At 59.9% G+C, this 6,785-nt stretch carries 6 protein-coding genes and 1 pseudogene; 2 read left to right on the top strand and 5 right to left on the bottom strand.

All coding sequences use genetic code 11. From position 1 onward, the window contains the following. Nucleotides 1-191, bottom strand: a pseudogene (locus EOM25_11090) (aminotransferase class III-fold pyridoxal phosphate-dependent enzyme). On the opposite strand from EOM25_11090, the gene EOM25_11085 reads away from it, so the two are divergent. Further along, on the top strand, nucleotides 145-1,125 hold the full coding sequence (locus EOM25_11085) for a class A beta-lactamase-related serine hydrolase (GenBank protein NCC25719.1): 981 nt from the start codon (nucleotides 145-147) through the stop codon (nucleotides 1,123-1,125). The pseudogene EOM25_11090 and the gene EOM25_11085 overlap by 47 nt on opposite strands. 7 nt (nucleotides 1,126-1,132) lie before the next feature. Continuing rightward, nucleotides 1,133-1,339, top strand: coding sequence for a DUF2905 domain-containing protein (locus EOM25_11080; protein NCC25718.1), 207 nt, complete (start codon nucleotides 1,133-1,135; stop codon nucleotides 1,337-1,339). Between the two features lie 98 nt (nucleotides 1,340-1,437). Here EOM25_11080 and katG read toward each other — a convergent pair whose 3' ends face one another. The 4 genes from katG to EOM25_11060 form a co-directional block, all read right to left on the bottom strand. Next, nucleotides 1,438-3,648 (bottom strand): catalase/peroxidase HPI, encoded by a 2,211-nt coding sequence (katG, locus tag EOM25_11075; protein NCC25717.1) that lies wholly within the window; start codon nucleotides 3,646-3,648, stop codon nucleotides 1,438-1,440. Nucleotides 3,649-3,818: 170 nt separating this feature from the next. After that, complete coding sequence (locus tag EOM25_11070) at nucleotides 3,819-5,555, bottom strand: VCBS repeat-containing protein (protein NCC25716.1); 1,737 nt, start codon at nucleotides 5,553-5,555, stop codon at nucleotides 3,819-3,821. Nucleotides 5,556-5,642: 87 nt separating this feature from the next. After that, nucleotides 5,643-6,257: a LysE family translocator gene (locus EOM25_11065; GenBank protein NCC25715.1), complete on the bottom strand. Its 615-nt coding sequence runs from the start codon at nucleotides 6,255-6,257 to the stop codon at nucleotides 5,643-5,645. A gap of 89 nt (nucleotides 6,258-6,346) precedes the next feature. After that, on the bottom strand, nucleotides 6,347-6,781 hold the full coding sequence (locus EOM25_11060) for an N-acetyltransferase (GenBank protein ID NCC25714.1): 435 nt from the start codon (nucleotides 6,779-6,781) through the stop codon (nucleotides 6,347-6,349). Nucleotides 6,782-6,785 lie beyond the last annotated feature (4 nt).

The raw sequence follows: 6,785 nt of genomic DNA, 5'->3' as shown, positions 1-6,785 counted from the left end.
GGCAGCTGCACGCTGAAGGCCTTGCGGTTGTTGACCATGCCGCCAACCGAGATGCCGCCGAAGCCGACGCCGTGGTAGCCGAGTTCTCGGCCGATCAGGCGGGTGCGGGTGCCTTCGCCACGGGCGCGGTGATAGGCCAGGGCGATTTTCAGGGCGGTGTCGACCGATTCCGAGCCGGAATTGGTGAAGAAGGGTCAGACCCGGATCGACGGGATCGACGACAAGATCATCGATCCTATCCCGGGCCAGGGACGGCCCTATGTGCCGGACACTTCGGCCTACGACATCCCGAACAAAAACCAGATGACCATCCGCATGGTGCTCATGCACCGGGCCGGGATATTCGATCTTTCCAACCAGAATATCGAGGAGAACGAGGCCACCAAGGGCGAGCCCTATGTGAAGTTGAACTATCTGGAGTACGTCATGGCCCAGGATCCGGACCATCAGTTCACCTTTGACGAGATGTTCGGGGTCATCGCCCAAGGGCGGCAGGCCCAGTTCAGCCCGCCGGGTCTCAAGTACCGGTATTCGGACACCGGCTACGGCCTGCTGGCCTTGATCGTGGAGCGGGTTTCAGGAAAGGCCTACGGCGAATTCGTGCGCGACGAGCTGCTCGTTCCCAACGAATTGAACGAGACTACCTTGCCCTGGCGGGGGGAGGACGACACCCTGCCCGCTCCGTTCATCCCCGGTTTCTTATGGTACAACTCCACCCTGGCCGATGTGACCCTCTCGAATATGTCGGCCTTCGTGGGCAACGGGAACATGATCACCACGCCGGGAGACCTGTCCTCGTGGTGCCGGCGGCTTTTCTCTGGCCAGGCCGGCCTGCGCATGGACACGGTGAAAACGATGATGGATGGTTTGCCAACCTCCAACGGCTCAACGAGCACCTACGGCCTGGGCATTCATTTCACCGAAAAGGGTGGCTACGGCCATAGCGGAGCCCACGAAGGCTATCTGACCCTCATGGGCTACAAGCCCGAGATCGATACCTGCTCCGTCATGGTATCCAATGTCTGGGACTGCCAAACCTGCGGCCAAAGCCTCGACTCGATCCAGGCCCAGATGGGGATGATGGTCGACACGGTCAACAAAATTCTTGACGAACTGGAGCGTTGAGCCGGACATGGCCCGGATGCTGATCGTCATCGGGTGCCTTTTGGTAGCGGTCGGCCTTGCTTGGCATTACGCCCCCTGGCTTCTGAACTGGTTTGGCCGACTGCCCGGGGATATCCGCATCGAATCCGAGCGTGGCCGGGTGTTTGTTCCGATCACATCCATGATCATCGTCAGCATCGTGTTGACGGTGCTCATGAATTTTTTCCGGCGATAACCGGCACCTCAGGGGGAGCGTTGAATTTTTCGGTCCGGCGGAAGATGAGTCCCGCCGGACCGAGTATGTTTTGAAGGGTATGCCCTTTTCGGATATGATCAGGCGAGGTCGAAACGGTCGAGGTTCATGACCTTGTTCCAGGCCGCGACAAAGTCCTGCAGGAATTTTTCCAGGGAGTCGGCACACGCATAGACTTCGGCCACGGCCCGGAGCTGGGAGTCGGAGCCGAAGGCGAGATCGACCCGAGTCCCGGTCCATTTGATCTCGCCCGTGGCCCGATCTCGCCCCTCGAACACGTCCGGGTCGGCCGAAGTCGGCTTCCATACCGTGCCCATGTCGAGCAGATTGACGAAGAAGTCGTTGGTCAGGGCCTCGGGCCTTTTGGTAAAGACCCCGTGCCGGGACTGCCCGTAATTGGCGTTCAATACCCGCAGACCGCCGACCAGAACGGCCATCTCGGGCGCGGTCAGAGTCAGCAGCTGGGCCCGATCCACCAGCAATTCCTCGGCCGACACGTTGAATTTGGCCTTCTGATAGTTCCGGAACCCGTCTGCCTTGGGCTCCAAGACGGCAAAGGAGTCCGCGTCGGTCTGCTCTGCCGAGGCGTCCGTACGTCCCGGCGCAAAGGGAACGGTCACATCGTGACCGGCCTTTCCGGCCGCCTTTTCGACGGCGGCGCAACCGCCCAGAACGATCAGGTCGGCCAGAGAGACTTTTTTGCCGCCGGTCTGAGCCGCGTTGAACTCCGTCTGGATCTTCTCCATGGTCTGCAGCACGGTTTTCAGCTGTTTGGGCTGGTTGACCTCCCAGTCCTTTTGCGGGGCGAGGCGGATTCGGGCCCCGTTGGCCCCGCCGCGCTTGTCGGAACCGCGGAAGGTGGATGCCGAGGCCCAGGCGGTGGCGACCAGCTCCGGGATTGACAGGCCGGAGGCCAGGATCCCGGCCTTGAGTTTGGTGATATCCTTTTCGTCGATCAGATCGTGATCGATGGCTGGGACGGGGTCTTGCCAGATGAGCTCCTCGGCCGGCACCTCAGGGCCGAGATAGCGGGATCGGGGACCCATGTCGCGATGGGTCAGTTTGAACCAGGCCCGGGCAAAGGCGTCGGTGAACTCCTTGGGGTTCTTCAGGAAACGCCGGGCGATGGGCTCGTAGATGGGGTCGAAACGGAGGGCGAGGTCCGCCGTGGTCATCATGGGCCGGTGCTTCTTGGACGGATCGTGGGCGTCGACGATCATGTCGCTTTCGGCCACGTCCTTGGCAAGCCATTGATGGGCTCCGGCCGGGCTTTTGACCAATTCCCACTCGTACTTGAAGAGTACCCTCAGATAGCCCAGATCCCATTTGGTCGGGTTGGGCTTCCAGGCGCCCTCGATGCCGCTACTGATCGTGTCGCCGCCCTTGCCGGTGCCGAAATCGCTTTTCCAGCCCAGGCCTTGCTCCTCGATGGGAGCGGCTTCAGGCTCGGGGCCGACATGGGTCGCCGGACCGGCCCCGTGGCATTTGCCAAAGGTGTGGCCGCCGGCCACCAGAGCCACGGTCTCCTCGTCGTTCATGGCCATGCGGGCGAAGGTCTCCCGAACGTCGCGGCCCGACGCCACCGGGTCGGGATTTCCGTCCGGTCCTTCCGGATTCACATAGATGAGCCCCATCTGCACGGCCGCCAGTGGATTCTCCAAGTCTCGTTCACCGCTATAGCGGCTTTTGGGCTTGTCGCTCGTGGCCAGCCATTCCTCCTCGGATCCCCAGTAGACGTCCTCCTCCGGCTCCCAGACGTCCACTCGGCCTGCGGCAAAGCCGAAGGTCTTAAAGCCCATGGATTCCAGGGCCACGTTTCCGGCCAGGATCATCAAATCGGCCCAGGAAATCTGTTGCCCGTATTTTTGTTTGATGGGCCACAAAAGTCGGCGGGCCTTGTCCAGATTGACGTTGTCAGGCCAGCTGTTCAGCGGCGCCAGGCGCTGGGAGCCCGATCCCGCCCCGCCCCGGCCGTCGCCCAAGCGGTAGGTTCCGGCGCTGTGCCAAGCCATGCGGATGAAAAGCGGCCCGTAATGTCCCCAGTCGGCCGGCCACCAGTCCTGCGAATCGGTCATCAGGGAATGGAGATCCTTTTTCACGGCCGCCAGGTCGAGTTTCTTGAACTCCTCGGCGTAGTCGAAGCTCTCGCCCATGGGGTTGCTCAGGTTCGAGTGCTGGTGGAGAATTTTCAGGTTCAGCTGGTTCGGCCACCAGTCACGGTTTGACGTTCCGCCTCCGGAAATGGGCTTGCCCGTTTTGCCCGTCACGGGACATTTGCTCTCTTTGCTCATTCTGGCTCTCCTTTATTTTTGTTGTGGCTATTGTTCCAAAATGGGTCACACGCCAAATTATTCCAAGTCAGAATAGGTTTATTAAGATTTATAGTCAATACGATAACCGGCAATTTTGGGTTCATGGATGGCGTAAGGCCTGCATTGGTACGGTACAGGCCTCTTTCTGGTCAGTCGTTCAAAAGCAAGAGCAGCACTCCAGGCAGGATCTTCGTGTCAACCCTGGGCCAGGGACGGCCGTCCCGAAGAAAGTTTCCCCGGCCTGTGGGCCACAACAGGAGGTTTTCCGCCGACCCCGGCACGGTGAAGACAAAGCATCCTGCCCCAAAGGTCTGGACGATGATTTCCAGGCTGCCGTCTCCGGTCAGATCCATGACGGTGGGGGCTGCCGGTGCCCCCTTGCCGTTGCCGTTGGTTCCTTGCTGGGGAAGTTGGACATCATGGAGCACCTGGCCGTCGGCATCCAAAATCATCAGATAGCCGTGAGGGACCCCGGGGGCGATGGTGTCCGGATCCCCATAGGTGGTCAGTATCAGCTCGGGCCGGCCGTCCTGGTTCAGGTCTGCGACCATGACCTCGGAGGCGTACATGAGATTCCGCCCGTGGCGGATGTTTCTTCGCCAGAGCTGGGCGGCGGAAGCGGATATGCAGTAGATGTACCCGTCATGGGCCGCGTAGAGGATTTCCGGACGGCCGTCTCCGGTCAGATCGACTACGGTCGGGGAGGGCGGATTTGCCGGCGGGTACCATGTCCTCCCGGCCCGGCTCTGAGGACGGCCGGAGGACGGCAGCGCCTCCCATCCGGCAAGGCGGCGGGCGCTCCTGGCCCCGCTTCCGTATGATCCCTCCAGGACCATGACCGAATGGTGTTTGGTGTCGTAGGGTTCGTCCTTTTCCACGTTGGACACGGCCACCACCTCGTTTTTCCCGTCACCGTTCAGATCGGCCACGTTGGGAGGCGAGTCGGTCCACTGCATCCATTTGTCCGTGCTCGGATGGGGCCAGGGACCGATGTGGTGATGGTAGTGGGCCTCCTCGACTCCGTCCTCGAACCAGCGGATGAACTGGCCCCAGTTCAGTCGATTTCCCAAATAGGCGGACGAGCGGTTGGTGTAGTGGTCCGAGGCCGGCATGCTGATCCCGTCGTGGTGGAAGACATTGATCTGGTGATTGTCGAAGGTGACCACGATTTCCTGGAAGGGATCGTCGTCGAGGTTCCCGATGCCCACGTTGAGTCCGAAACAACCGTACCCATGGTTCCCCGGCCCGTTGGCGTCGGCGTCGTTTCCGGGTCCGGAGGCTTTGTTGTATCGCGGCCAGGCGGTAAAGGACAGCCCCGGCGGTTGGAATGGCGTTCCATCCGGGTTGAAGACAAAGACCTGGGCTCCCCCTGAGGTCTGGGTGGTGGTGGCTACGATTTCGATCCGGCCGTCCCCGTTCAGATCGCCGGCGGCCAAGCCGCGCACTTCCGGGCATTGGCCCATGTCGCAGGTACTGGCCGGCCACCCCGCCTTGACGGACAAGGAGTCGTTTTTCCACTCGTAGGCCGCGACCTTACCGTTGTTGCTGCCCACGACGATTTCATAGATGCCGTCGTTGTCGAGATCGGAACAGACGGCCGGGGCGTAGATTCGGCCCTGATGCGGGTGCTCGGACCCGGAAAGAGCGGTGTCCAGGAGGTTGAAATCGCGGTCCCAGACAAAGATGTCGTAGTAGGTCCCGATCAACTTTCGGGAGCCGCTGCCCAGGTCGTGGATGATGGGCGATCCGAACCAGGAAGTTCCGGTCCATTTGATTTGTCTGAGGAGCTGCGGGGCCTGCACCGGAGCCGCTTCGGACAGGAGAGGATTACATGTTGATATGCAAGACAATACGAAAATGGCCGTGACGAAAAAGGCTCTGGGCATGGCCGTATCTCTCCTATTGAATGATCAAGGGATACGTATGAAAGCGAAGGCCGACATATGTTTTCGTGTGTCCCGAAGATGCCGGGCCTATCGATCCGCTGCGGCCAGTCGGGCCCCAAGGGCTGCGAATGTCACTGCGAATGAGCGTTGGAGCCAGCGCAGCGACCTCGGCGAACCAACGACGTGCCTGCCGACCACATTGGCCGCGATGCCATACAGGATGAAGATGACCAGGGTCATGGCCATGAAGATTAGGCTCAAAAGCACCATTTCCATCAGGGGCGAAGCACCCTGCGGCGAGACAAAGAGCGGCAGGAAGGCCAGGAAGAAGATCGACAGCTTGGGGTTGAGGATGTTCAACAAAAATCCCTTGACGACGATCTTTGAAAAGCCATGATTTGTGGATCCGTCGTCGAGCCTGATTCCGCCGGTTTCACGCCACATGGACCATGAGAGGTAGAGCAGGTAGATGACTCCGGCGTATTTGACCAACTGGAAGGCAAGGGCGCTCATGTGCAGGATGGTGGACAGCCCGAGAACGGAGGCCGTCAGGTGCGGAATAATTCCGGCCGTGCATCCCACGGCGGCGGCGATGCTCGAACGCCAGCCATGAAAGAGCCCGGTCGATACCGTATAGATCACTCCGGTTCCGGGAATCAGGACAACGATCAGGGAGGTCAAGAGAAACTCTGGATTGAACAAGGCGATCTCCTTCTCTAGTTTCGCACAATTTTTTTGGAAAGTGACCCGGCCATGACAATGATCCAGATATCTTGATCCTGGGCTGTTGGTCATGCCTTACGCGTTTCGTAGATGTCGGGATGCCAGATTTGCATCAACATCTCGGGATGTTCTATGGCCGTGAACCCATATCGTGCGTATAGGCCGTGTGCGTCACGTGTTGCCAAGACCATGCGCCTCAAGCCTTGGAGTTCCGGGTGGGAAACAATGGCTTCCACCAACCATTTGCCCAGCCCCAGCCCACGGGACGACTCGACGATAAAAACGTCACCAAGATACGCAAAAGTCGCCTTGTCCGTGATCACTCGGGCAAAACCCACCTGTTCTCCCGTCTCCTTGTAGACACCGAAACACAATGAGTTTGCTATCGCCTTGAAAAGGGTGGCCCGAGGGATGCCAACGGCCCAATAGCTTTGAGAGATAAACGAGTAGATGGCCTCAAAATCGAGGTCGTCCGGATTCGTGCTTATCCTGTATCCCTGCACTTCA

It is taken from the genome of Deltaproteobacteria bacterium (assembly GCA_009929795.1).
Lineage (GTDB): Bacteria > Desulfobacterota > Desulfovibrionia > Desulfovibrionales > Desulfomicrobiaceae > RZZR01.
Note: the sequence above shows the minus strand (reverse complement) of the source record. Positions and strands in the feature narration are given on the sequence as shown.

Coding starts and splice junctions, on each gene's coding strand:
- EOM25_11080 (NCC25718.1), top strand. CDS start 1,133: ATGGCCCGGATGCTGATCGTCATCGGGTGCCTTTTGGTAGCGGTCGGC.
- katG (NCC25717.1), bottom strand. CDS start 3,648: ATGAGCAAAGAGAGCAAATGTCCCGTGACGGGCAAAACGGGCAAGCCC.
- EOM25_11070 (NCC25716.1), bottom strand. CDS start 5,555: ATGCCCAGAGCCTTTTTCGTCACGGCCATTTTCGTATTGTCTTGCATA.